Source organism: Streptomyces collinus Tu 365 (assembly GCF_000444875.1).
Classification (GTDB): domain Bacteria; phylum Actinomycetota; class Actinomycetes; order Streptomycetales; family Streptomycetaceae; genus Streptomyces; species Streptomyces collinus_A.
Genome location: NC_021985.1, coordinates 2,549,451 through 2,574,056 on the forward strand (window position 1 = coordinate 2,549,451; position 24,606 = coordinate 2,574,056).

The 24,606-nt window shown below is 74.3% G+C and carries 23 protein-coding genes and 1 riboswitch; of the genes, 11 read left to right on the forward strand and 12 right to left on the reverse strand.

Going from position 1 to position 24,606, the window contains the following annotated elements; all coding sequences use genetic code 11:
- Positions 1-92: 92 nt before the first annotated feature.
- From B446_RS10910 to rsmH, 3 genes are all read right to left on the reverse strand, one after another.
- A complete protein-coding gene (locus B446_RS10910; protein ID WP_020939488.1) occupies positions 93-2,057 on the reverse strand; it encodes a peptidoglycan D,D-transpeptidase FtsI family protein in 1,965 nt (654 codons plus the stop codon).
- A 5-nt stretch (positions 2,058-2,062) separates the two neighbouring features.
- The gene (locus B446_RS40210; RefSeq protein WP_020939489.1) at positions 2,063-2,713 is read right to left on the reverse strand and encodes a septum formation initiator family protein; all 651 of its coding nucleotides are present in this window, start codon (positions 2,711-2,713) and stop codon (positions 2,063-2,065) included.
- A 64-nt stretch (positions 2,714-2,777) separates the two neighbouring features.
- On the reverse strand, positions 2,778-3,734 hold the full coding sequence (rsmH, locus tag B446_RS10920; protein WP_020939490.1) for a 16S rRNA (cytosine(1402)-N(4))-methyltransferase RsmH: 957 nt from the start codon (positions 3,732-3,734) through the stop codon (positions 2,778-2,780).
- Positions 3,735-4,152: 418 nt separating this feature from the next.
- Here rsmH and B446_RS10925 point away from each other — a divergent pair, with 418 nt between their 5' ends.
- From B446_RS10925 to B446_RS10940, 4 genes are all read left to right on the forward strand, one after another.
- Positions 4,153-4,734 carry a beta-class carbonic anhydrase gene (locus B446_RS10925; RefSeq protein WP_020939491.1) on the forward strand — a complete coding sequence of 194 codons (582 nt, stop codon included), beginning with the start codon at positions 4,153-4,155 and terminating at the stop codon, positions 4,732-4,734.
- A 218-nt stretch (positions 4,735-4,952) separates the two neighbouring features.
- Entirely contained in the window at positions 4,953-5,993 is a 1,041-nt protein-coding gene (locus B446_RS10930; protein WP_043475306.1) for an AAA family ATPase, read from the forward strand.
- Positions 5,993-7,354: a DUF58 domain-containing protein gene (locus B446_RS10935; protein WP_020939493.1), complete on the forward strand. Its 1,362-nt coding sequence runs from the start codon at positions 5,993-5,995 to the stop codon at positions 7,352-7,354. The genes B446_RS10930 and B446_RS10935 overlap by 1 nt, the downstream gene beginning before the upstream one ends.
- Positions 7,351-9,735: a transglutaminase TgpA family protein gene (locus B446_RS10940; protein WP_020939494.1), complete on the forward strand. Its 2,385-nt coding sequence runs from the start codon at positions 7,351-7,353 to the stop codon at positions 9,733-9,735. The genes B446_RS10935 and B446_RS10940 overlap by 4 nt, the downstream gene beginning before the upstream one ends.
- Before the next feature lie 124 nt (positions 9,736-9,859).
- Here the strand turns inward: B446_RS10940 and B446_RS10945 are convergent, their stop codons facing one another.
- The 3 genes from B446_RS10945 to B446_RS10955 all read right to left on the reverse strand — a co-directional run bounded on the left by B446_RS10945 (position 9,860) and on the right by B446_RS10955 (position 12,035).
- Entirely contained in the window at positions 9,860-10,246 is a 387-nt protein-coding gene (locus tag B446_RS10945) for a DUF3040 domain-containing protein (protein ID WP_020939495.1), read from the reverse strand.
- 276 nt (positions 10,247-10,522) lie between these two features.
- The gene (locus B446_RS10950; protein WP_020939496.1) at positions 10,523-11,293 is read right to left on the reverse strand and encodes a methyltransferase; all 771 of its coding nucleotides are present in this window, start codon (positions 11,291-11,293) and stop codon (positions 10,523-10,525) included.
- A gap of 181 nt (positions 11,294-11,474) precedes the next feature.
- On the reverse strand, positions 11,475-12,035 hold the full coding sequence (locus B446_RS10955) for an SAV_6107 family HEPN domain-containing protein (protein ID WP_020939497.1): 561 nt from the start codon (positions 12,033-12,035) through the stop codon (positions 11,475-11,477).
- Between the two features lie 167 nt (positions 12,036-12,202).
- Here B446_RS10955 and B446_RS10960 point away from each other — a divergent pair, with 167 nt between their 5' ends.
- The 5 genes from B446_RS10960 (at position 12,203) to B446_RS10980 (ending at position 18,198) form a co-directional block, all read left to right on the forward strand.
- On the forward strand, positions 12,203-12,928 hold the full coding sequence (locus tag B446_RS10960; protein WP_020939498.1) for an ATP-binding cassette domain-containing protein: 726 nt from the start codon (positions 12,203-12,205) through the stop codon (positions 12,926-12,928).
- On the forward strand, positions 12,900-14,984 hold the full coding sequence (locus B446_RS10965) for a YhgE/Pip family protein (protein ID WP_020939499.1): 2,085 nt from the start codon (positions 12,900-12,902) through the stop codon (positions 14,982-14,984). Before B446_RS10960 ends, B446_RS10965 begins: the two co-directional genes overlap by 29 nt.
- A 47-nt stretch (positions 14,985-15,031) precedes the next feature.
- Positions 15,032-15,661, forward strand: coding sequence for a TetR/AcrR family transcriptional regulator (locus B446_RS10970; RefSeq protein ID WP_020939500.1), 630 nt, complete (start codon positions 15,032-15,034; stop codon positions 15,659-15,661).
- Between the two features lie 323 nt (positions 15,662-15,984).
- Complete coding sequence (locus B446_RS10975; protein WP_020939501.1) at positions 15,985-16,614, forward strand: DUF4126 domain-containing protein; 630 nt, start codon at positions 15,985-15,987, stop codon at positions 16,612-16,614.
- Positions 16,615-16,671: 57 nt separating this feature from the next.
- Positions 16,672-18,198 (forward strand): phytoene desaturase family protein, encoded by a 1,527-nt coding sequence (locus B446_RS10980; RefSeq protein WP_043475311.1) that lies wholly within the window; start codon positions 16,672-16,674, stop codon positions 18,196-18,198.
- A gap of 25 nt (positions 18,199-18,223) precedes the next feature.
- On the opposite strand, the gene B446_RS10985 is transcribed toward B446_RS10980, so the two are convergent.
- From B446_RS10985 to B446_RS11010, 6 genes are all read right to left on the reverse strand, one after another.
- Positions 18,224-19,132: a hypothetical protein gene (locus B446_RS10985; protein ID WP_020939503.1), complete on the reverse strand. Its 909-nt coding sequence runs from the start codon at positions 19,130-19,132 to the stop codon at positions 18,224-18,226.
- A gap of 56 nt (positions 19,133-19,188) precedes the next feature.
- The gene (gene metF / locus B446_RS10990; RefSeq protein ID WP_052352143.1) at positions 19,189-20,112 is read right to left on the reverse strand and encodes a methylenetetrahydrofolate reductase [NAD(P)H]; all 924 of its coding nucleotides are present in this window, start codon (positions 20,110-20,112) and stop codon (positions 19,189-19,191) included.
- Positions 20,113-20,231: 119 nt separating this feature from the next.
- Positions 20,232-20,882, reverse strand: coding sequence for a thiamine phosphate synthase (thiE, locus tag B446_RS10995; RefSeq protein WP_020939505.1), 651 nt, complete (start codon positions 20,880-20,882; stop codon positions 20,232-20,234).
- A gap of 100 nt (positions 20,883-20,982) precedes the next feature.
- Complete coding sequence (locus tag B446_RS11000) at positions 20,983-21,348, reverse strand: Rv2175c family DNA-binding protein (protein ID WP_020939506.1); 366 nt, start codon at positions 21,346-21,348, stop codon at positions 20,983-20,985.
- A 120-nt stretch (positions 21,349-21,468) separates the two neighbouring features.
- Positions 21,469-22,701, reverse strand: coding sequence for an NAD(P)/FAD-dependent oxidoreductase (locus B446_RS11005; RefSeq protein ID WP_078614680.1), 1,233 nt, complete (start codon positions 22,699-22,701; stop codon positions 21,469-21,471).
- A gap of 32 nt (positions 22,702-22,733) precedes the next feature.
- A complete protein-coding gene (locus B446_RS11010; protein ID WP_020939508.1) occupies positions 22,734-23,084 on the reverse strand; it encodes a hypothetical protein in 351 nt (116 codons plus the stop codon).
- A gap of 52 nt (positions 23,085-23,136) precedes the next feature.
- Positions 23,137-23,248, forward strand: a riboswitch (TPP riboswitch).
- Between B446_RS11010 and thiO the strand changes: the two genes are divergently transcribed.
- Positions 23,246-24,406: a glycine oxidase ThiO gene (thiO, locus tag B446_RS11015; RefSeq protein ID WP_020939509.1), complete on the forward strand. Its 1,161-nt coding sequence runs from the start codon at positions 23,246-23,248 to the stop codon at positions 24,404-24,406. It overlaps the preceding riboswitch by 3 nt.
- Positions 24,403-24,603 carry a sulfur carrier protein ThiS gene (gene thiS, locus B446_RS11020; protein WP_020939510.1) on the forward strand — a complete coding sequence of 67 codons (201 nt, stop codon included), beginning with the start codon at positions 24,403-24,405 and terminating at the stop codon, positions 24,601-24,603. The genes thiO and thiS overlap by 4 nt, the downstream gene beginning before the upstream one ends.
- Positions 24,604-24,606 lie beyond the last annotated feature (3 nt).

Here is a 24,606-nt window from a genome sequence, read left to right on the forward strand (position 1 = left end):
GAAGTGAGGGGCCGGGGGTGCTGCCCCGGTCCCCGGGGTTCGGGCTGTTCGTCGTCACGAGTGGGTTCCTGGTGGTCGTTCGCGTGTGCTGATCAGGGCTTGTAGTCGACGGGCAGGTTCGCGGACCTCGCCCCGGTCGGCGGGACCTGGAGGGTCTTCAGGGCGAACTCCATCACCTGCTTGTAGATCGGGCCGCAGATCTGGCCGCCGAAGTAGCTGCCCGACGTGGCGTTCTGGATCGCGCAGTAGACGGTGATCCGCGGGTTGTCCGCGGGTGCGAAACCGGCGAAGGACGAGGTGTAGCCGTGGTAGCGGCCGGTGGCCGGATCCACGCGGTTGGCCGTGCCGGTCTTGCCCGCGACCCGGTACCCGGGGATGCGGGCCTTGATGCCGGTCCCCTGCTCGTCGTCCACGACCGACTCCAGCATCTGGGCGAGGGTCTTCGCGGTCTTCGCGCTGACCACACGGGTCTTCTTGGGCTGCGGGACCGGTGCGAAACGTCCGTCGGCGCCCTTCGTCCCGCGTACCAGGGTCGGCTCCACGCGGACGCCGCCGTTGGCGATCGTCGAGTACACGGAGGCGGCCTGCATGGCGCTGAGCGAGAAGCCCTGGCCGAAAGGAATCGTGTACTGCTGCGACGTGGACCACTTTCCGGCGGGCGCGAGAATGCCCCTGGTCTCGCCGGGGAAGCCGAGGCCGGTGGCGCTGCCGATGCCGAACCGGCGCAGGTACGAGTAGAGGACCTTGTTGGCCTCGGGCTGGGTCCGGCCGAGCTGGCCGGTGGCGAGGATGGTGCCGATGTTGCTGGACTTGGCGAGCACGCCGTTGAGCGTGAGGTACCAGGTGCCGTGGTCGACGTCGTCCTGGAAGAGCCGGTCGCCGCGGTGCAGCCGGTTGGGCACGACGACGTGGGTCAGCGGCGTGGCCGCGTTCCGTTCGAGGACGGCCGCCATCGACATCACCTTGGCGGTGGAGCCGGGCTCGAAGGCGTCCTGGACGGCCGCGTTGCCCATGGCCTCGCCGTCGGCCTTCGACAGGTCGTTGGGGTCGAAACCGGGCGAGTTGGCCATGGCCAGGATCTCGCCGGTGCGGGTGTCCTGGACGATGACGTAGCCGCGGTCCGCCCTGGACTTGCGCACCTGCTCCGTGATGGCGTTCTGGGCGGCCCACTGGATGTCGCGGTCGATGGTGAGTTCGACGTCGGAGCCCGGTACGGCGGGGGTCTCCGTCGAGCCGGCCGTGGGTACCTCGCGACCGCCGGACTGGGCGTAGCGCAGCTGGCCGTCCTTGCCCGACAGCCGCTTGTCCAGCTCCTGTTCGATGCCGCCGCCGCCCCGGCCGTCGGCGTTGACCCAGCCCAGTATCCCGGCGGCGAGGTCGCCGTTCGGATACACGCGCTGGCTGCTCGGGTCGGCGAAGACGCCGGCGAGCACGTTGACCGTGCCCTTGTCGGTCTCGGCCTTCTTGGTGAGCGCGGCCTTCAGGTCCTTGATCTGCTTCCAGACCTGCGGCGTCCGGCGGGTGGCGAGCCGGGTGTAGCGCGAGAGCCTGTTCGCGGGCCTGAGTTTCCTGGCGATGGCCGCCTGGTCCTGGCCGAGGATCGGCGCGAGCAGCGCGGCGGCCTGCTCCGGTCCGTCGCCGATCTTCAGCTGCTTGGCGGTGAACATCGTCGGGTCGGCCGTGATGTCGTAGGCGTCCTCGCTGATGGCGAGGGCCACGCCGTTGCGGTCGGTGATGCCGCCGCGCTCGGCGGCCAGGGTGTGCACGACATAGCGGTTCTGCACGGCCTTGGCGGCGTACGCGGCGGCGTCGACGGCCTGGACCTGGAGCAGCCGTACGACGAAGGCGAGCATCACCAGGGTGAGCGCGAGGCCGACCATGCGCAGCCGGGGCCTCGGGCTGCCGAGCCGGAGGACCGGCGCGGGCGGCGGCCGGTACGCGCCGGTCCGGCGGGCCGGCCGGGCGCCCGGCCCCGGCTGGCGCCGGACGGGGCCCCTCGGACGGGGCGGCTTGGCGGGGCCGGGCACGCGGCGGCGCGGCGGTTCCCTGTCGGACACTTCCGTCACCTGCCGGGGGTCGGGGTGGGTGCGGGCTGAAGGGTGGTGAGCGGCGTCACGACCGCCGGCGCGCCGGGCGCCTGGGCCGGGGCGGTGGGGCCGGTCGGAGCCGCGGGGTCGGCCGGGTTCGCGGGATTGGCCGGGTTCGCGGGGTCGGCCGGGTTCGCCGGGTCCGCGGGGGGCTGCGCCGGCGTGGCCGAGGGGCCGGTGGAGGGGCTCGCGACGGCACCGGGTCCCGCGGCCGGGGCGATGCTCTCCGGGGCGAGCGGGTCGGTGAGGGCGGCGGGCTCGGGACCGGCCGCGTTCGGAACGCCCTTGACGGTGCCGCCGGGACCGAGGAACGCCGGGTCACCGCCGGGAACCATGCCCAGCCGGCGGGCGCGGCGCTGCAGGGCGTCGGGGGACGAGTAGGCGTCGATGTCCCGTTGCAGGGCCTGTTCCTCGTCGGTGAGGTTCTTCGTCCGCTTCTGCAGCGCGTCGAGCTTGAACGAGCCTTCGCTCAGGGCGGAGTTCAGCACCAGCAGCCCGATGAGACCACCGCCGAGCAGCAGGACGACGAGAAGGACGAACGGGGCGCGGGCCGCCCGGGCACGGCCGACCGGGAAGAGCCGGGCGAGCCGGGCCGCCCTCCCCTTGAGTTCGGGTTTCCTGCTCACTGGTCCTCCGGTGGCTCCGGCGCGCCGACAGGTGCGTCCGGAAACCCAACCGGCCCGGTTCCGCTCACTCGGCGTCCTCCCTGATGCGCTCGGCACCCCGCAGCCTGGCCGGGGCGGCCCTGCGGTTCTCGGCGATCTCTTCCTCCGTGGGAAGTTCGGCACCGCGCGTGAGCAGCTTGAGCCGCGGCTGGTAGCGCTCGGGCACGACCGGCAGTCCGGGCGGCGCGGTGGACGCGGCGCCGGCCGCGAACACCTGCTTCACCAGCCGGTCCTCCAGCGAGTGGTACGACAGCACGGCGACGCGGCCGCCGACGTCGAGCGCCTTGACCGCGGCCGGGATCGCCCGTTCCAGGACGGACAGTTCGCCGTTGACCTCGATGCGCAGCGCCTGGAAGGTGCGCTTGGCCGGGTTGCCGCCGGTGCGCTTGGCGGCCTGCGGCAGCGCGTCCCGGATCAGTTCGACGAGCCGCGCGCTGTTGTCGAACGGCTCCTTCTCGCGCTCGCGGACGATGGCGGAGACGATCCGCTTGGCCTGCTTCTCCTCGCCGTAGGCGCGCAGGATGCGCACCAGTTCGCCCGGCGGGTAGGTGTTGAGGACCTCGGCGGCGCTGATGCCGGTCGTCTGGTCCATGCGCATGTCGAGGGGCGCGTCCTGGGCGTAGGCGAAACCCCGGTCGGCCTCGTCCAGCTGCATGGAGGAGACGCCGAGGTCGAACAGGACACCGCGCACGCGCGGGACGCGCAGCCGCTCCAGCACCTCGGGCAGCTCGTCGTAGACGGCGTGCACGAGGGTGGCGCGCTCGCCGTAGGGGGCGAGCCGCTCGCCGGAGAGCCGCAGCGCCTCCTTGTCCCGGTCGAGGCCGATCAGCCGCGCCTCGGGGAACCGGGCCAGCAGCGCCTCGCTGTGGCCGCCGAGGCCGAGGGTGCAGTCGACGACCACCGCTCCCGGCCGCTCCAGTGCGGGTGCCAGCAGGTCCAGGCACCGCTGGAGCATCACCGGGAAGTGTCGACTCTGGCTCAAGGGGGCCTCTCAGGTCCGGCGGGCGGTACGCACCGCCGGGTCCCCGCCCGCTCTGTGAAGGGGTGGCCTGCCGGCGCCGGAAGCGTCAGCCGACCGGGAGCGGGAGGAGGCCGAGCCGTACGTACGCGCCGCGCACGCGGGGAGACGGTCCGGGTCTCGTACCGGGGTCTCCTGGGGTTTCACCAGCGGGGAGAGCCGCGCCTCCCGCTTCGCGTCACTTTAGTCCACCGTGTCGCGCGGTCAATCAACCGGCCTGCGCGTCGCGCACCGCGTCCCGGCACGGTCCGCACTTCGGGGGATTCACCCTCCCGGGTCCTGTTTGCCCTCCGTGTGGATCAGCTCACCATGCGCCACGGTGACGCACTTCATCCGCTCTCCCGCCCGGCCGGGGCCGTGGGTGACCAGTAATGTCGCGGCCATGACGACTTCGGCAGCAGCTTCCACCGGGTCCGACGGCACCGGATCCGGCGGCACCGGGCCCGGTGGAGGCGCCACCGCGGGCGGGGACACCGTCACGGACCGCCTCGTCGAGGCCAACGAGCGGTACGCCGCCGCGTTCGACGACCCGGGCATGGACGCCCGGCCGGTCCTGCGCGTCGCGGTCGTGGCCTGCATGGACGCCCGGATCGACCTGCACAGGGCGCTCGGCCTGCGGCTCGGCGACTGCCACACGATCCGCAACGCCGGCGGTGTCGTGACCGACGACGTGATCCGCTCGCTGACCATCAGCCAGCGTGCGCTCGGCACCCGCAGCGTCGTGCTGATCCACCACACCGGCTGCGGCATGCAGACCCTCACCGAGGAGTTCCGGCACGAGCTGGAGATGGAGGTGGGCCAGCGCCCGGCCTGGGCCGTGGAGGCGTTCCGCGACGCCGACCAGGACGTGCGGCAGTCGATGCGGCGCGTGCGCACCTCGCCCTTCCTGCCGCACACCGGTGACGTGCGCGGCTTCGTCTTCGACGTCACGACCGGCCGGCTGCGCGAGATCGACCCGGCCTGAGCGTCCACCGCACCGCGAGAGCCCGCCGAAATGAAGGCAAGCCCGACATAGTGCGGGCAGTTGTCCACAGGCGAGTGACACGAATCGGTAACGGCAGCAAGAATGCGGGGTGTGGACGTCACGTGGAACCTTTTCCACGCGGTGTCCGTGTTTTCGGGGTGGGCCGGTTTCGCATCGCAGAGCGGCGGCCCGAGTAAGAACGGGCCGAGGAGGGCCGGGTGACGACCTATGACGATCGAGCGAGCCTCACTGATCTGACCGCCACTGTGGAGCGGGTGCGCAGTTCGGTGGAGGGTGTGATCGAGGGCAAGCCCGAGGTCGTGCGGCTTTCGCTGACCGTACTGCTGGCCGAGGGACACCTGTTGATCGAGGATGTCCCCGGCGTGGGCAAGACGATGCTGGCCAAGGCGCTGGCGCGGTCCATCGACTGCTCGGTGCGGCGTATCCAGTTCACGCCCGACCTGCTGCCGTCGGACATCACCGGTGTGTCCATCTGGGACCAGCAGCGCCGGGACTTCGAGTTCAAGCCGGGCGCCATCTTCGCCCAGATCGTGATCGGCGACGAGATCAACCGCGCCTCCCCCAAGACCCAGTCGGCGCTGCTGGAGTCCATGGAGGAGCGGCAGGTCACCATCGACGGGCACAGCTACGAACTGCCCAGCCCCTTCATGGTGGTGGCGACGCAGAACCCGGTCGAGATGGAGGGCACCTACCCGCTGCCCGAGGCCCAGCGCGACCGCTTCATGGCCCGGGTCTCGGTCGGGTACCCGAGCGTCGAGGCCGAGCTGCAGATGCTGGACGTGCACGGCGGCGTCTCCCCGCTGGAGGACCTCCAGCCGGTGGCGCACGCGCACGAGATCGTGAAGCTGATCGAGGCGGTGCGCGGGGTGCACGTCTCCGAGGCGGTGCGCCGCTACGCGGTCGAGCTGGTCGCGGCCACGCGCAGCCACCCCGACCTGAGACTGGGCGCCTCCCCGCGCGCGACGCTGCACCTGCTGCGCGCCGCCAAGGCGTCCGCCGCGCTGGCCGGCCGGGAGTACGCGCTGCCGGACGACGTGCAGGCGCTCGCGGTCGCGGTCCTCGCGCACCGTCTGCTGCCCACCGCCCAGGCGCAGCTCAACCGCCGCACGGCCGAACAGGTCGTGCAGGAGATCCTCCAGCACACGGCCGTCCCCGCCGCGCCGGGCCAGCAGCCGGGCTTCGGCGGCCTGGGCCGCACCATCCCGGCCTATCCCCAGCAGCCCCCGCGGGGTCTGTGATGAGCGCCGGGGGGGCCGGGCAGGCGGATCCCGACCGCGGGGAGGCGGGCGGGATCCGTACCGCCCTGGCGGGGCTCACCACCCGCGGGCGCTCCTTCCTGGCCGCCGGGATCGCCGCCGCGATCTGCGCGTACGTGCTGGGGCAGAGCGATCTGCTGCGGGTCGGCCTGCTGCTGGCCGTGCTGCCGCTGCTGTGCGCCGCCGTGCTCTACCGCACCCGCCACCGGGTGGCCGGGAACCGCCGGCTCTCCCCCGCGCGGGTGCCCGCGGGCAGCGAGGCCCGGGTGCACCTGCGGATGGAGAACGTCTCCCGGCTGCCCACCGGGCTGCTGATGCTCCAGGACCGGGTGCCCTACGTGCTCGGGCCCCGGCCGCGCTTCGTGCTGGACCGGGTGGAGCCGGGCGGCCGCCGCGAGGTGTCCTACCGGGTCCGCTCCGACCTGCGCGGCCGCTATCCGCTGGGCCCCCTGCAGCTGCGCCTGACCGACCCGTTCGGGATGTGCGAGCTGACCCGCGCCTTCTCCACGTTCGACACGCTCACCGTCGTCCCGCGGGTGGACCCGCTGGCACCGGTCCGGCTCAGCGGCGAGGCCAGGGGGTACGGCGACGGGCGCCAGCGCTCGCTGGCCCTGGCCGGCGAGGACGACGTGATCCCGCGCGGGTACCGCTACGGCGACGACCTGCGCCGGGTGCACTGGCGTTCCACCGCGCGCTACGGCGAGCTGATGGTGCGCCGTGAGGAGCAGCCCCGGCGTTCGCGCTGCACGGTCCTGCTGGACACCCGGGCCATCGGCTACGAGGGCGCCGGCCCCGACTCGGCCTTCGAGTGGGCCGTCTCGGGCGCCGCGTCGGTCCTGGTGCACATGCTGGAGCGGGGCTTCACGGTACGGCTGCTGACGGACAACGGCGTCTCGGTGCCCGGGGAGGGCGCCGACGGGTTCGCGGGCACCGGCCAGGACTCCGCGGACGCGGCCGGGCTGATGATGGACACCCTGGCGGTGATCGACCACTCCGACGGCACCGGCCTGTCGCGCGCGTACGACCTGCTGCGCGGCGGGAACGAGGGGCTGCTGGTCGCCTTCCTGGGCGACCTGGACGAGGGGCAGGCCGCGGTGGTCGCCAAGATGCGCCAGCGCAGCGGCGCCGCCGTCGCCTTCGTACTGGACCCCGGCACCTGGGCGCGGGAGGCGACCGACGTGCCGGGGCCGGGCGAGCGGCCCGCGGAGCGGCTGCGCATGCTGCGCGAGGCGGGCTGGACGGCGCTGGGCGTGCCGCGCGGCGCCTCGCTGAACGATCTGTGGCGGCAGGCGGACCGGGAACGCTCCGGGCTGACGGCCGTGAGCGGGGAGGCCCCGGTATGAGCGGGCGGGCACGACTGGCTCTGTGCGCGGCGGCGGCCACCCTGATGGCCTCGTGCGCGCTGCTGCCCCTGGTCGACCAGCCGACCTGGCTGTTCCTGGCGGTCGTGCTGGTCGCGGTGCAGACCGGCGTCGGCGCGGCGGCCCGGCGGGTGCCGCTGGCCCGGCCGCTGACGGTGGCGGCGCAGGTCGCGGTCACGCTGATGCTGCTGACCCTGGTCTTCGCCCGGCAGCAGGCGGTCCTCGGGGTCCTTCCCGGTCCCGGTACCGTCGGGCACTTCGCCGACCTGTTCCGGCAGGGCTCGCAGGACGTCGGCCGGTACGCGATCCCGGCGCCGCTCACCGACGGCATCAGGCTGCTGCTGGTCGGCGGTGTCCTGGTGATCGGCCTGCTGGTGGACACGCTCGCGGTGACGTTCCGCAGCGCGGCCCCGGCCGGGCTGCCGCTGCTCGCGCTGTACTCGGTGGCCGCCGGGCTGTCCGACGGCGCCGGCTGGCTGTGGTTCCTGATCGCGGCGGCCGGCTATCTGATGCTGCTGCTCGCCGAGGGCCGGGACCGGCTGGCCCAGTGGGGCCGCGTCTTCGGCGGCCCGGCCCGCGCTCCGGGCGAGCCGGACGGCGGCGCGGTGGCCCCGGTGCGCACCGGGCGGCGGATCGGCGCGGTCGCGCTCGGCGTCGCCCTGGTGGTGCCGCTGGCGCTGCCCGCGATGCAGGGCGGTCTGCTGGAGGGCACCGGGGCGGGCGTCGGCGCGGGCAACGGCAGCGGCGGCACGATCTCCGCGGTCAACCCGCTGGTGTCGCTGCGCGACAGCCTGAACGTGGAGAACGACCGCCGGGTGCTGTCGCTGAGGACGAGTTCCGGCGACCTGTCGGACATGTACCTGCGGATCGTGTCCCTGGACGACTTCGACGGCACCACCTGGAAGCCGTCCCAGCGGCACATCGTCGACGTGCCGGACGTCTTCCCTCCGCCCGACGGCCTCGGCCGGGACGTCAAGCGCACCACGGTGCGCACCACGGTGACGGCGGCGGACTGGTACGCGCAGGACTGGCTGCCGATGCCGTATCCGCCGAGCGGTGTGCGGATCAGCGGGAACTGGCGGTACGAACCGGTGGGCATGACCCTGGTGGGCGACCACGGGCAGAACACCCGGGGCGAGACGTACCAGGTCAGGAGCCTGCACGTGCAGCCGACCGCCGAGCAGCTGGCCGCCGCCGGGCAGCCGCCCGCCGTACTGAAGCGCGAGTACACCAAGGTGCCGTCGCGGCTGCCGAAGGTGGTGGCCAGGACCGCCGAGAAGGTCACCGCGGGCGCGGCGAGCCACTACGAGGAGGCGGTCAAGCTCCAGGAGTACTTCGCGGTCGACGGCGGCTTCCAGTACGACACCCAGGTGGAGGTCGGCCGGGGCCCGGACGCGATCGCGAACTTCCTGGCGAAGAAGCAGGGCTTCTGCGTCCACTTCTCCTTCGCGATGGCGGCGATGGCCCGCACGCTCGGCATCCCGGCGCGGGTGGCGGTGGGCTTCGCGCCCGGCACCCCGCAGGCGGACGGCTCGGTCTCGGTGTCCCTGAAGGACGCGCACGCCTGGCCCGAGCTGTACTTCGAGGGCGTGGGCTGGACCCGTTTCGAGCCGACCCCGACCCGGGGCACCGTGCCGTCGTACACCCAGTCGGACACCCCCGGCACCTCGCAGCCGGACGCGGCGCTGCCGTCCAGGAACGCCTCCCCGGCGCCCTCGGCGTCGGCCTCGCAGAGCGAGGGCTGCGGCGCGCAGCTGCGCGGTCTCGACCCGTGCGACAGCCCGTCCGCCGCGGTGGCGGCGCACCGCGGAGGCGGGGGCACCTGGCACCTGCTGGGTCTCGGGCTGATCGCGCTGGCCGTGCTGGCCGCGCTGGCGGTCCCGCTGGCGCCGATGCTGTGGCGGGCCCGGCTGCGGTCGGTCCGGCTCGGCGCACACGCCCGGACCGGTGAGGGGGCGGCGGCGCACACGCTGGCCGCCTGGCAGGAGCTGACGGACAGCGCCTGGGACCTCGGCATCCCGCCGGACGAGTCGCAGACCCCGCGCAAGGCGGCCGCCCGGATCGTCCGGCTCGGGCAGCTCGACCCGGTGGCCGGGGCCGCGGTGCACCGGGTGGCGGACGCGCTGGAGCAGGTGCTGTACGCGCCGCGGCCGCGCCCGGCGGCGGGTCTGGCCGAGGACGTGCGCCGGGTGATCGCCGCGCTGAACGGCGCGGCGGGCCGGCGGACGCGGTTGCGGGCGCTGTTCGCGCCGCGCTGCGCCGCGCGGCTGCTCTGGGCGCTGGCGGCCCGGTGGGCCGCGCTCAGGGCGCGTGCGGTGGCGGCCCGCCCGGTGCTGCGCAAGCCGTCGGGGCAGCGGGGCTGAGGACGGCGGGCCCGGGCGCGTGTCCGGGCCCGCCGCAGGGACACGCGAAGCCGCATGGACAAGGAAGGGGTGACCACCTGCTGGTGGTCACCCCTTCACGGATGTCTGCGGTGGCGCTGTGGCGTCAGTGGCCCTGCTGCTCGTCCCGGCGGCGCTGCCAGCGCTGCTCGATCCGGTCCATCATGGAGCGCTTGGGCCGGACCTGGCGGCGTACGGCGGCCGCGGGCTGTTCGCCGGGCTTGGGGGCCTTGCGCCAGCCCGTGACGGCGAGGACGGCGCAGCCCAGCATGACGAGGAAGCCCACCACGCTGACCCAGATCTGCTTGGCCACCATTCCGGCCATGAGGAGCGCGATACCCACGAGGAAGCCCGCGACCGCCTGGTAGACCCGCCGCCGGGTGTACGTCCGCAGCCCACTTCCCTCAAGCGCCGACGCGAACTTGGGATCTTCGGCGTACAGCGCTCGCTCCATCTGCTCGAGCATGCGCTGCTCGTGCTCCGAGAGCGGCACGGAGTCCTCCTCATCGTGCGGTCGCCGGGGCGACCCGGGGGGTCCCTTCAGGATAGGCAGGGAATCGCCCCCGTGAAACCCGCCCCTCTACGCCAACAGGCCAACCGAAATCCGCCATGAGCGTCCCGGCTCGCTGAGGCTTCCATTCCCCGGCGGCCGACCCGTCATGCCGGACGGTGTGCCTCGATCATACGGCGCAAACCGCTCGATCGGGGGGCTTGTGTCGTACTCCATGTGCTGTCGCGCCCCTGATCAGCGGCCGGTCCCGCCGTGCGCTCAGGCCTCCGGCGCCCCTCGTGTCTCGCCCAGCACGTGGAGCTGGGTGGCCACCGAGTGGAAGGCGGACAGCTCGGCCGCCGCGGCCTCCAGCCTCAGCAGCGCGTCGAGGGCACCGGGCTCGGTGTCGACGAGGACGCCCGGCACCAGGTCGGCGAAGACCCGGACGCCGTGCACGGCGCCGACCCGGAGGCCGGCGTCCTCCACCAGTGCGGTGAGCTGGTCGGCGGTGAAGCGGCGCGGCATCGGGTCGCCGGCGCCCCAGCGGCCCTCCGGGTCCTCCAGGGCCTGCTTGGCCTCCTTGAAGTGGCCGGCCAGGGCCCGGGCGAGGACGGCGCCGCCGAGGCCGGCGGCGAGCAGGCTGAGGACGCCCTCGGAGCGCAGCGCGGCCACCGCGTTGCGGATGCCCTCGGCCGGGTCGTCCACGTACTCCAGGACGCCGTGGCACAGGACCGCGTCGTAGCCGCCGCGGCCGACGACGTCGAACAGGCCGTGGACGTCGCCCTGGACGCCCTTGACCCGGTCCGCGACGCCGGCCTCGGCGGCGCGGCGCTCCAGTGCGAACAGGGCGTTCGGGCTGGGGTCGACGACGGTGACGCGGTGGCCGAGGCGGGCGAGGGGCACGGCGAAGTTGCCGCTGCCGCCTCCGGTGTCGAGGACGTCCAGCGCGTCCCGCCCCGTGGCCTTGACCCGGCGGTCGAGGGCGTCCTGGAGGACCTCCCAGACCACGGCGGTACGGAGGGAGGCGCGGGGGCGCATCGGGTCCGACACGTCAGTTGACTCCTCGGCGCGGCACCGCCTGTTGCCCGGCGGCGCGAACGGGGTGCCTCCCCGGCCCGGTCGCGGGCGGAGGGAAGGCCTCAGGCGCTCTCCACCCTATTGCCTCCGCCGCCGTGGCCGGTCATCACGGGGGCGGGCGGCCGTGTCCGTCTCGTACGGCGGACACCTCAGGTCAGCCCGCGTCCGGGAGGTCGCCGCGGGCCGGCGGCCGGGGTGGCTCCTCGTCCTGCCGGGGCTGGGGCAGGACGGGCTGGAGCACCAGCATCCGCTCGACGATGCGGACGAACATCGCCACGTCGCGTATCAGGTCGTCGGCGTCGCGCCGGCCGGCCGCTCCCTGGATGCCCGCCTCGGCGCGGGCGCGGCGGGCGGCGCCGGAGGCGAAGAGGGCGCTCCACTCGGTGAGTTCGGGGGCGATCTCGGGCAGCACCTCCCAGGCGCTGCGGATCCGGGCCCGGCGGCGCGGGGACGGCTCCGGGCGGCCGCGGGCGGCTAGCACGGCGGCGGCGGTGCGCAGGGCGGCCAGGTGGGCCGTGGCGTACCGCTCGTTGGGTGTTTCCAGGCGGTCGGCCTCCTCGAGTCCGGCACGGGCCTGGGCGAGCAGGTCGAGGGCGGCGGGCGGGGCCGTGGCGCGGCGGAGCACGGGGTGCACGTCGCTCGCCGGTCCGGTCAGTGAGGGGGCAGGGCCGGTGGCGCGGCGCCGGTGGGCGGCGGCTGCGGACGAGTTGGCCATGACGAACCTCCTGTCGTCTGGGTGACGGCACGGGTGCCGTATGTGCCCATCGTGCGGTATGGCACTGACAATCCGTTCTGACCTGTGCTTTTGCCTCGATCGCAGGTTCGGGCGTATTTTTGAACTGACCAGTCAGTTCAAAATATGTCCAGCAGACAGGGGGGCTTGTGGACGGCGTGCACGTCACGGCCGACGGGCTCGGACTCAAGGGGCCGCGGGGGTGGGCCTTCCGCGGCATCACCCTGGCGGCGGGGCCCGGTGCGCTGATCGCCATCGAGGGACCGTCCGGCTCCGGCCGGACGAGTCTGCTGCTCTCGCTCACCGGACGGATGAAGCCCACCGAAGGAGTCGCCGCGGTGGGCGAGTTCAAACTTCCCCGGCACATGGCGGCCGTGCGCCGGATCGGCGCCGTGGCCAACGTGGCCGGGGTCACCGACCTCGAACCGGCCCTGACCGTCGGGGAGCATCTGCGCGAGCGCGCCCTGATGCAGCGCAGGTTCGGCGGCTCCCTGCGCGAGCTGACGCGGCCGCGCGCGCAGCGCCGGCACGAGGCACGGCTGCGCGTCGACGCGGCCCTGGCCGCCGCCGGGCTCGACCCGGAGACGCTGCCCAAGGGCTCCCGGACGGCCGTACGGGACCTGGAACGCCCGCAGGAGCTGCGGCTGTCCCTCGCGCTCGCCCTGCTCGGCGCGCCCCGGCTGCTCGCCGTCGACGACGTCGACATGAAGCTGTCGGAAGGCGAACGCGCCGAGGTCTGGGAGCTGTTGCGCTCCCTCACGCGCGCGGGGGCGACGGTCGCGGCCGTGTGCCGCACCGCACCCGAGGACTGCGTCCGCGTCTCCACCACGGGAAAGGAGGCGGCCGATGCGCTCGCCGAGGCTCGCCGCGCTTGAGCTGAGGCGCTTCGGGCGGGGGAAGCTGCCGCGCGCCGCCATGGTCGCGCTGCTCGTGCTGCCCCTGCTCTACGGCGCCCTGTACCTGTGGTCCTTCTGGGATCCCTACGGCCGTCTCGACCGCATCCCGGTGGCCCTGGTGAACGACGACCGGGGCGCCACGGCGGGCGGGAAGAGGATCACGGCCGGCGACGACCTCGTGGACGGGCTGCGCGGGAGCCGGACCTTCGAGTGGCACCGGGTGAGCGACGCGGAGGCCCGGCGCGGCGTCGAGGACGGCACGTACTACCTGTCCTTGACGATGCCGTCGGACTTCAGCCGGCGGATCGCCTCCGGCTCGGGCGACTCGCCCGAGCCGGGCGCGCTGCGGGTGCGGACCAACGACGCGAACAACTACATCGTCGGGCAGATCTCCCGGTCGGTGTTCAGCGAGGTCCGCTCGGCCGCGTCCACCAAGGCCTCCCGCACCTTCCTGGACCGCATCTTCATCTCCTTCTCCTCCATCCACGACAAGACGGTGACCGCGGCCGAGGGCGCCGACCGCCTCAAGGGCGGCCTGGGAAAGGCGGAGAAGGGCTCCAAGGACCTCGCCGACGGCCTGCAGGACGCCAAGAGCGGCAGCGGGAAGCTCTCCACGGGCCTGACGAAGCTCACCAAGGGCGCGGGCGACCTGGAGGACGGCTCGCGGCGGGTCGCGGACGGCACGCAGAGCCTCGCCGACAACGTCAACGGCGTGTACGCCAAGGCCGGTCCGTTCCTCAAGGGCAACGAGAAGACCATCGGGGACACCGCGCGGCTGGTCGCCGACTCGGCCGGCGCGGTGCGCCGCAACCTCGCCGACCTGGTCAGGCTCGCCCCGGGCGCGGCCAGGGCCGCCCACGCCTCCTCGGCCGTCCTGGACGAGGTCTACAGGACGCGCTGCGAGAGCGCCGTCGTCCCGGACCCGGTCTGCCCCGACCTGAAGAAGGCCAGGCAGGCGGCCGCCGACGTGGCCGAGGTCGCCGACGACCTCAACACCCTGATCGCCGACCAGGACGGCGACCTCAAGACCATGCGGGCCAACCTCGGCACGCTGCAGAAGCAGGCCCGGGCCCTGTCCGCCCGCGCACCGCACCTCTACGAGGACGTGGACGACGCCGTCCGCCGGATCAACAGGCTGAACGACGGGGCCGCCCGGGTCGCCGCGGGCGCCAAGAAGCTGCACGCCGGGCTCGGCACCGCCGAGACGGGCGCGGACAAGCTGGACCAGGGCATCGGCACGGCCGCCGCCGGCGCGCAGACGCTGAACGGCGGCATGTACAAGCTCGTCGACGGCTCCGGGAAGCTCTCCGGCGGTCTGCACGACGGCGCGAAGAAGATCCCCGACTACGACCGGCAGGACCGCGACAAGCGCACCGGCGTGATGGCCGACCCGGTCCAGCTCGCCTCGCACGACCTGCACAAGGCGGGCAACTACGGCACCGGCTTCGCCCCGTACTTCATCCCGCTGTCCCTGTGGGTGGGCGCGATGGTGGCCTACATGCTGATCACACCGCTCAACCGGCGTGCCCTCGCGGCCGGTTCGCCGGCCTGGCGGATCGCGCTGGCCGGCTGGCTGCCGGTGGTCGCCGTCGGCGTGCTGCAGACGGCCGCCCTGATGGCCGTCCTGCACTGGGCGATCGGGCTGCGGATGGTCCGGGCGGCCGGGACGGTCGGCTTCCTGTTCCTCGTGGCGGCCTGCTTCGCGGCGCTCGTGCAGTGGCTGAACGCGCGCTTCGGCGCGGCCGGCCGGATCCTCGTGCTGGCCCTGCTGATGCTCCAGCTCACCTCGGCGGGCGGCACCTACCCGGTGCAGACCAGCCCCGGCTTCTTCAACGCCATCCACCCGTTCCTGCCGATGAGCTACGTCGTGGCGGCCCTGCGCCGGCTGATCACGGGCGGCGGGCTCGGCCCGGTGTGGCAGGCGTGCGCCGTGCTGTCCGCGTTCACCGCGGGCGCCCTGGCCCTCACCGCGCTCGCGGCCCGGCGCCGCCAGGTATGGACGCTGGACCGGCTGCACCCGGAGCTGAGCCTGTGATCAGGGGGAAGTCCCCGCACGCGCGCGTACCTGTGACAATCAGGGCCATGGAAAGCAGCAGCGCCACGACCGGCGGCGGCACCCGCCGCGAGGCCACCCGGCAGAAGCTCTACGAGGCGGCCGTCACGCTCATCGCCGAGCAGGGCTTCTCCGCCACCACGGTGGACGAGATCGCCGAGCGGGCCGGGGTCGCGAAGGGCACGGTCTACTACAACTTCGCGAGCAAGTCGGTGCTCTTCGAGGAGTTGCTGCGGCACGGCGTGGGCCTGCTCACCGCCTCCCTGCGGGAGGCGGCCGAGCGGACCGCCGCCGAGGGCGGCGACAAGGTGGACGCGCTGGACGCGATGGTCCGCGCGGGTCTGGTCTTCATCGACCGCTACCCGGCCTTCACCCAGCTCTACGTGGCCGAGCTGTGGCGCACCAACCGCGCCTGGCAGTCCACGCTGATGGTGGTGCGGCAGGAAGCCGTGGCCGTCGTGGAGGGGGTGCTGCGCGACGGTGTGGCGGCCGGGGAGTTCAGCGGGGAGATCGACGTCCAGCTCACCGCGGCCGCGCTGGTCGGCATGGTGCTGGTGGCCGCGCTGGACTGGAAGTCCTTCCAGCCGGAGCGCTCCCTGGACGACGTCCACGCCGCGCTGTCCCGGCTGCTCCAGGGACGGGTGAGCGGGAGGCGCTGAGGGGCGCCGGTCCGCCACCGGACCGGCGCCCCTGCGTGCCCCCGCTTCCCCCGCTTCCCCGTTCCCCCGTGGTGGTCCGCCGCGGGTCCCCCGTGTCTCGCTTCCGCCGACGGATCGGCGGAAGGAGCGGCGAGGGCGCGGGCGCCGTTCCGCCGCCCCGTGTCGGCGGTGCCGGGCCGCGCTCCCTGCCGTGCCTCCACTCTCCCGTCCGCCCGGGGCCCGGCCCATCCGCGCGCGTACTCATCCGGGCGTCTGAGTACCCGTACTCACCTCCGTGCGCGAAGGCCCACGACGGCGGCCGCCGCCTCGCTACCATCGCTGTCGTGTCGGTACTCCCCCTGGTCTTCACCAGCGGCTGGGCCAGCGGCGTCAACGCCTACGCGGTGGTGCTGCTGCTCGGCCTCCTCGGCGCGGCGGGCGTGAGCGACGACGTCCCGCAGACGCTCCAGCGGCCCGAGGTCCTGATCGTGGCCGCCGTGCTGTTCCTGTGCGAGGCGGTCGCCGACAAGATCCCGTACGTCGACTCGGCGTGGGACGCGGTGCACACGGTGGTCCGGCCGCTCGCGGGCGCCTGGGTCGGGGCGCTGCTCGCCGGGCACGGCGGCTCGCTGCCCGACGCGGCGGCCGCGCTGATCGGCGGTTCGACCGCGCTGGCCAGCCACGGCGTGAAGGCCGGGACCCGGATGGCGGTCAACACCTCGCCGGAGCCGTTCAGCAACATCGTTCTGAGCCTCGCCGAGGATCTCGGCGTGGCCGGGATCGTCTCGTTCGCGCTCTTCCATCCGGTGGCGGCGGCCTGCGTCGCGGGCGTGCTGCTGGTCTGCGGCATCGTGGTGCTGGTGTTCCTCGTCTCCCGCGTCCGGCGCTTCCTGCGGCGCCGGGCCGAGCGGCGGCGGGAGCGGCGGGCGGCCGCGCCGCTGCCGTGGCCGCCGGTGTCCGGACCGCCGGGCTGAGCACGCCGGTGCCGCCCGCGGGCGGCACGGTCGGTGGCGGTCGATAAAGTCGCGGTCATGGCACGGATTGCGGTGATCGGCGCCGGGATGGGCGCGATGGCGGCCGCCGCCCGGCTGGCCGTCGCGGGCCACCGGGTGGCGGTGTACGAGCGGACGGAGACGTACGGCGGCGCGGTGCGCCGCTTCGAACGGGACGGGTTCGCCTTCGACACCGGCCCCGGGCTGCTCACCCTGCCCGCCGTCTACCGCGACCTGTTCGTCAAGACCGGCAAGGAGTCCCTGGAGGACCTGGTCGAGCTGGTCCAGGTGGACCCGGCCGCACGGCACGTCTTCGCGGACGGCACCGCGGTGCCGCTGCCGAACGCCTCCCGCGCGGGCGTCGTCGCGGCCCTCGACGAGGCGCTGGGGGCGGGGGCCGGTCAGCGCTGGGGCGACTTCCTGGTGCGCGCCCGGGAGGCGTGGGACCGCACCCGGCGGCCGCTGCTGGAGGAGCCCCTGTGGCCCGACTGGCGGGTGCTGGGCGAGCGGGAACCGTACCCGGCCGTGCCGCACAAGCGGCTGCTGCGCACGCGGCGGGCGGGCACGCTCGCCGAGATCGGCGCCTGGGAGCTGCGCGACGACCGGCTGGCGGCCCTCCTGGAGAGCCACGCGCTCGCGTACGGCCTCGATCCCCGCACCGCCCCGGCGAGCGCGGCCGTGCTGCCGTACATGGAGCACGCCTTCGGCACCTGGTACGTGCGCGGTGGCGTCCGGGAGCTGGCGCGCGCGGTGCACGAGCGGTGCGTGCGGCGGCGGGTGGAGTTCGTCTTCGGCGCCGAGGTGACCGGGATCCTGGCCGGGGACGGCTGGGCGGCGGGCGTGGAGCTGGCCGACGGCACGGTGGCCGAGGCGGACTTCGTGGTGGCCGGTGTCGCCCCGGAGGTCCTCGGCCGGCTGGTCACGGGAGCGGTGGTGCGCGGGGACGGCGAGGTCGCGCCGCAGGGCGGCACGCCGAGCCGGCTGACGGTGCTGCTGGCCCTGCGCGGCGAGCGGCCCCCGGGCACGCCCCACCGGACCGTGGTGCACGCGGAGGACCGGGAGGCCGAGCTGGACCTGGTCTTCGGCGGCCCGGGGAGCGCGGCGGACCGCCCGGCCCGGCCCACCGTCACCGTGCTGCGCCCCGGCGATCCGGCGCTGGTCCCGGACGCCTCCCACGAGGCGGTCGTCCTGACCTCGACGGTTCCCGCGGGTCTAGGGCAGGAGGGCTCCACCGGCAGCGAGGCCCTCGACAGGTACGCGCGGGACATGGTCACCGTGGCCGAGCGTGCAGTGCCCGGGCTGCGGGACCGCGTCCTGTGGACGCGGGTGCGCCCGCCGGCCTCCGTCGAGGAGGTCACGGGCGCGGCGGGCGGTGCGCTGCCCGCCCCGGCGCTCGCGGCCGCCGGCGGCCGTCTGCTGCACCCCGGCAACAGCACCGGGCTGCCCGGTCTGTACACGGTCGGCGGCTGGTCGCACCCGGGCGGCGGGCTGGCGCACGCCGGGATGTCCGGCGCGCTGGTGGCCGGGCTGATCGTGGAGGGACCGGACTTCCGGGGCTCGCAGTGACCGGGGAGCGGGCCCCGGGCGCGGGTCAGAAGCGGTACTGCTCGTCGTACCCGGCGCCCGGGCGCTGCTCGTCGCCCTGGTAGGGGTAGTGCTGCTCCTGCGGGAGTTCGCCGCCGTAGGTCTCGTCGCTGCGCTGCTGCGGGACCCAGACCCCGCCGGCCGGGGTCTCGCCGTAGCCGCCGGTGGTGTACCCGTCCTGGCCGTAGCCCTGCTGGCCGTACTGCTGCTCGTAGCCGGTGCCGTACGAGGCGCCGCCGTAGGACTGGGTGCCGATGTAGGGGTCGGAGTAGTTGGCGTACCCCTGCTGGCCGTTGTTGTCGTAGCCGTAGCCCTGCTGGGCGTAGCCCGAGTAGTCGTAGGCGTAGGTCTGGTCGGCGCCCTGCTGCTGGGCGGCGCCCGCGTAGGCGCCCTCGCCGTAGACGCCGTAGGAGCCGGTGTCCTCGGGCATCGGCTGCGGGGCGTAGACGGCGGTGCTCTCGGCGGCCGTCTGCTCGGGCCGGCCGGCCGGGGTGAACACGTCGTCGCGGTCGTCGTCGCCGTAGGCGAGGTCGTGGCCCAGGTCGGCGTCCCGGTCGTCCCCGGTGTCGGCGGCCTCCAGGCCGGAGACCTCCAGGGCCGGTTCCTGCCGGTCGCCCCTGCCGCGCCGGCGCTTGCTGCCGGTGCCCTCGGCCTCGGCCTCGGGGCGCTTGACGGCCCAGCCGGAGGCGAAGCCGCGGCGGAAGGACAGCGTGACGTAGGTCTGGCCGATCGCGAACGCGACGGCACCGGCGCCGATGACGAGCACCGACGGCATCAGCACGCCGACGACGACGCCGAGGAAGCCCGCGAAGGCGAGCAGCCGCCAGCGCAGCCTCGCCTTGTACTGCAGCAGCACCTCGCCCAGCAACCACAGTGCGACGACACCGAACGCGATGTAGAGGACCGTCCAGCCCATGTACGCCCCTCTCCCAGTGGCCGCTACGCAGTGTGTCGTACCGCGGTGCGGCCGGTCTAGGCCTGCGGGGGGTGGTGCAGGCCCAGGTTCTCGTAGATTTCCAGGGTCGCCGTGGAGTTGTTGAGCGTGATGAAGTGCAGTCCGGGCACTCCCTCGGCCAGCAGCCGGGCGCAGAACTCCGTGGCGAACTCGATACCGATGGAGCGTACCGCCGCCGCGTCGTCCTTCGCTGTGAGGATCCGCTCTTTCAGGGCGTCCGGGAAGTGCGCGTTGCTGAGCCTGGGCAACCGCTCCAGCATCTTCACGCTGGTGACCGGCAGGACCTCGGGGATGACGGGGGTGTCGCAGCCGGCCGCCGCGACCCGGTCGCGCAGCCGCAGATACGACTCCGGCTGGAAGAACATCTGTGTGATGGCGTAGTCGGCCCCCGCGCGGCACTTGTCCACGAAGTGGGCGACGTCGGTGTCCGCGTCGGTGGACCGCGGGTGCATCTCCGGGAAGGCGGCGACCCCGACGCAGAAGTCGCCCGACTCCTTGATGAGCCGGACGAGTTCGGCCGCGTAGGTCAGGCCCCGCGGGTGCGGCACCCAGTCGCCCATCGGGTCGCCGGGCGGGTCGCCGCGCACGGCCAGCATGTTGCGGATGCCCGCGTCCGCGTACTGGCCGATGATGTTGCGCAGTTCGGCGATGGAGTGGTCCACGGCGGTGAGGTGGGCGACCGGCGTGAGCGTGGTGTCGACGACGATCTGCTGGGTCTCCTTGACCGTGGTCGCGCGGGTGGACCCGCCGGCGCCGTAGGTCACGGAGACGAAGTCGGGGGCCACCGCCTCGACCCGGCGGAGCGCGTTCCACAGGCTCTTCTCGCCCTTGGGGGTCTTCGGCGCGTAGAACTCGAACGAGTACGTCGTCTTGCCGGTGGCGAGGATGTCACGCACGGTGCGCGCGCGATCAGTCCTGGTGGATGCGGTTCCGAGGGCCATACCCGCAGGTTAGCCAGGGGTGGGCGGCACCCCAACCGAATGGGGGAAATTTGCCCGGATTGCCGGTTCCCTGTCCACCCCTTGGACAAAAACGTGGACAGAGCCCCGGCGGGCGGCCGTCAGCCGGCCTGCCGCAGCCGCGCGGCGAACTCCGCCGCGGCGGCTCCCGGGTCGTCGGCCTCGGTGATCGCGCGGACCACGACCACCCGCCGGGCGCCCGCGTCCAGCACCTCGTCCAGGTTGCCGAGGTCGATGCCGCCGATGGCGAACCAGGGGCGGTCGGTGCCCAGGCCGGCGGTGTACCGGACCAGGTCGAGGCCGGGGGCGTGCCGGCCCGGCTTGGTGGGGGTGGGCCAGCAGGGCCCGGTGCAGAAGTAGTCCACGCCCTCCTGGACGGCGGCCGCGGCGGCCTCGGACTCGGCGTGCGTCGAGCGGCCGATCAGGACGTCGGGGCCGAGGATCGCGCGGGCCGCGGGGACCGGGAGGTCGCCCTGGCCGAGGTGGAGCACGTCCGCGCCGGCGGCGTGGGCGACGTCGGCCCGGTCGTTGACCGCGAGCAGCCTGCCGTGCCGGGCGCAGGCGTCGGCGAACACCTCCAGGAGCTCCAGCTCCCGGCCCGCCTCCATGCCCTTGTCGCGCAGCTGCACGACGTCGACACCGCCGGCCAGGACCGCGTCCAGGAACGCGGCGAGGTCGCCCTGCCGTTCCCGGGCGTCGGTGCAGAGGTAGAGGCGGGCGTCGGCGAGCTCGGCGCGGGCGGCGTCGGACATGGGCGGGTCCCCCCGTGATCGGTGCCCGTGGGTGTCCATGGGCATGCGAGCGGGTGGCGTACGGGCCGTGCCCGGTACGCCACCCGGAATGAGGTGCGGATCAGACGGCGAGCGCCTGGGCGCGGCGCTTCACCTCCGTGCCGCGATTCTCGCTCAGGGCCTGCGCCGGCGTGCCGGGCAGGGTGGGGTCGGGGGTGAAGAGCCACTCGATCATCTCTTCGTCCGTGAAGCCGTCGTCCCGCAGGAGCGTCAGGGTGCCGGTCAGGCCCTTGACGACCTTGTCCCCGTCGATGAAGGCGGCGGGGACGTGCAGCGCCCGGTTCTCACCACGGCGTACGGCGATGAGCTGGCCCTCCTTGACCAGCTGCCGCACACGCGTCACCTCGACACCGAACTGTTCGGCGATGTCGGGGAGGGTGAGCCAGGCGGGGACGAGAGCATCGATCTTTGCGTCAATCTCGGTCACGGTAACCAGCCTAGGCGCTCCGCCGGTCCGGCCGCGATGTGGCGTGGTGCGTCCGCGGGCGTCGCGCGGGCGCCGTCGTGGCCGGTGGCGCCGTCCCCGTGCCCGCTCGCGGGGCGCCGGTCAGTCGGCCGTGGCGTCCTTCAGCGGGCGGGCCGGGTCGGGCAGGGCCGCGGGGTCCATGCGGCGGCCCGACTCGATCAGGCGGCGGCCCTGGGCCAGGTCGCGCGGCCTGCCGACGGCCAGCAGCGCCACCAGACGGTCCTCGCGCAGCCAGCAGACGGTCCAGGCCGGGCTCGCCGGGTCGCCGCGCCACACCGTGCGGTCGGCCCCGGCGTGGTGGCCGGCGTACTGGACGAACCGGCCGAACTGCTCCGACCAGAAGTACGGCACCGGGTCGTAGGTCACCGGCAGCTCGCCCAGGACGTTCGCTGCGACCGTGCGCGGCCCCTGCAGGGCGTTGTCCCAGTGGTGGACGAGCAGCCGGGCGCCGTAGCGGGCCGAGGGGAAGGAGGCGCAGTCGCCGACCGCGTACACGTCCGCGGCCGAGGTGCGCAGGTGGGCGTCGGCCACCACCTCGCCGTCCGCGCCCAGCTCGATGCCGGAGCCGGCCAGCCAGCCGGTGGCCGGGCGGGCGCCGATGCCGACGACGACGGCGTCCGCGGCCAGCCGGGTGCCGTCGGCGAGCTCCACCAGGCCGGGCTCGACGCGCTCCACGCGCGCGCCGGTGCGCAGCTCGGCGCCGCTGTCGGCGTACCAGGCGGTCATGCGCGCGGCCACCTCGGCGGGCAGGGCGCCGGCCAGCGGCCGGTCGGCGGCCTCCACGACGGTGACCTCGCAGCCGGCCTCGCGGGCCGCCGTGGCGAACTCGGCGCCGATCCAGCCGGCGCCGACGACCACGATGCGGTGCTGGGCGGCGAGGACGGGCCGCAGCCGCTCGGCGTCGTCCAGGGTGCGCAGCAGGTGCACGCCGGGCACGCCCTCGGTGCCCGGCAGCCGGATCGGCTGGGCCCCGGTGGCGAGCACCAGGACGTCGTACGGGACGGGACCCGCCTCGGTGTCCAGCTCGTGGTCGGCGGGCCGTACGCCCAGCGCCTCGCAGCCGAGCCGCAGTTCGATGCCGAGGGACTCGAAGTCGACGTCGAAGGCGGAGCCCTCGGCCGTGCCGAGCAGCACGGCCTTGGACAGCGGCGGCCGGTCGTACGGCTGGTGGGGCTCGGCGCCGATCAGTGTGACCGTGCCCGTGTAACCCTGCTCCCGCAGGGCCACGGCGGTCTGCACCCCGGCCATGCCCGCGCCGACGACGACCACGCGCCCCGGCTGTGACGTGCTCTGTTGCGGTGTCTGCTCGCTCACCCGATCACCATAGACAACTGACGAAACGTCAGTCAGGGGGCGTGCTCGGTGACCTGTTCCACCATGCTCGTCCCGGCCCCCGGCTGCGACTCCCATTCCCAGGTCTCCTCCAGCCGCACCCGCCCGTCCGGCAGCTCCACGACCGCCGACACACAGTGCCCCGAGGAGGTGGTGCCGTCCCGCTTGAGCTGCACGTACCGGAAGTCCAGCCGGTCGCCCGCGCGGGTGCCGACCAGATGGCCGCGCACGACGTCGCCGCCGGTGTACTCGGCCCAGATCGCGCCGTCCCGCTCGTGGTACGCGAACCGGGTGCGCGTACCCACCTGGCCCGGGGCCTGGTCCGCCACCGGCGCCAGGACGAGTCCGTCGAGCGAGCGGGCCATGCGCGGGGCTCCCTTACGAGTGACGTGCCGTGCGGGCTAGGGTGGCCACCGTACAAGCACTCGCGGGAGCCCGGACGCACCGGGCTGAGAGGGAGGCTGGCGGCCTCCGACCGTACGAACCTGATCCGGGTCATGCCGGCGAAGGGAGGGGCTGGACGCCCATGTCGTCACGTACGTCCGACGTCCTCGTCATCGGGGGCGGGATCATCGGCCTGGTCACCGCATGGCGTGCCGCGCAGCGCGGGCTCGCCACGGCCGTGGTGGACCCCGAGCCCGGCGGCGGGGCCGCGCGGGTCGCGGCGGGGATGCTGGCCGCGGTCACCGAACTGCACTACGGCGAGGAGACGCTGCTCGCGCTGAACCTGGAGTCCGCCCGGCGCTACCCGGACTTCGCGGCCGAGCTGACCGAGCTGACCGGCCACGACCTCGGCTACCGCCGCTGCGGCACGCTCGCCGTCGCGCTGGACGCCGACGACCGCGCCCACCTGCGCGAACTGCACGCGCTCCAGCAGCGTTCGGGCCTGGAGTCGGAGTGGCTGTCGGGCCGGGACTGCCGGCGCCTCGAGCCGATGCTGGCACCCGGTGTGCGCGGCGGGCTGCGGGTCGACGGCGACCACCAGATCGACCCGCGGCGGCTGGCGTCGGCCCTGGTGGCCGCCTGCGAGCGGGCCGGGGTGGTGTTCCACCGGGCGTGGGCCGACCGGCTCGACGTCGTACGGGGCCGGGCCGCCGGGATCACCACGGCGGACGGCACCGCGCTGCCCGCGGGCCGGGTCGTGCTCGCGGGCGGCAGCCTGAGCGGGCGGCTGGCGGGCGTGCCGGACGAGGTGCTGCCCCCGGTGCGGCCGGTGAAGGGGCAGGTGCTGCGGCTGACCGTGCCCCGCCGGTACGCGCCCTTCCTGAACCGGACCGTGCGGGCGGTGGTGCGCGGCAGCCAGGTCTACCTGGTGCCCCGCGAGAACGGTGAGCTGGTGGTCGGCGCGACCAGCGAGGAGCTGGGCTGGGACACGACGGTGACCGCGGGGGGCGTGTACGAGCTGCTGCGCGACGCGCACGAGCTGGTGCCGGGGATCACCGAGCTGCCCCTCACCGAGACCCGGGCGGGTCTGCGCCCCGGCTCGCCGGACAACGCGCCGCTGCTCGGCCCGTCGGGGCTGGACGGGCTGCTGCTGGCCACCGGGCACTACCGCAACGGGGTGCTGCTCACCCCGGTCACCGGGGACGTGATGGCGCAGGTCCTGGCGGGCGGGGAGCTGCCGCCCGAGGCCCGGCCGTTCACCCCCCGGCGCTTCGGCGCCGCCCTCGTGGAGCAGCCCGCATGAACATCTCCGTCAACGGGCGGCCGGCGCGGGTCGACCCGGGCACCGCGCTGGACGCCCTCGTCCGGACCCTCACCGCGGCGCCCTCCGGGGTGGCCGCCGCCGTCAACGAGACCGTCGTCCCGCGCACGCGGTGGGCGGCCACGACCCTCGCCGAGGGGGACCGCGTCGAGGTCCTCACCGCAGTCCAGGGAGGCTGAGCC